Source organism: Peribacillus sp. SIMBA_075 (genome assembly GCF_046534585.1).
Map to the genome: position 1 here is coordinate 1 of NZ_JAWRYN010000554.1, position 274 is coordinate 274.

1 pseudogene is annotated in these 274 nt (G+C 35.4%); it reads right to left on the reverse strand.

The window, feature by feature from the left end:
• Positions 1 to 134: 134 nt before the first annotated feature.
• Positions 135 to 274: pseudogene (locus tag SB775_RS29375) on the reverse strand (peptidase T); the annotation flags it as partial.

A 274-nucleotide genomic window follows, 5' to 3' on the forward strand; every position in this document is an offset into this window, starting at 1 on the left:
CCAATTATTTCACTCGTCAAGAAGAATTTTTCTGGGGTTGTCTATATTAGTACGATTAAGTGTCACAAAAGTTTCAGAATATTGTAAACTTTTATTAAAAAACCGTTCCCGAACAGGAACGGTTGTAAACATGTCTATGCTTTTTCTTCAAATAAACGTGCGATTTCCACGATGACTTCTGTTGCTTTCACCATGTTTTCCACTGAAATAAATTCATATTTACCGTGGAAGTTTTCTCCGCCAGTAAAGATGTTTGGTGTTGGGAGACCTTTAT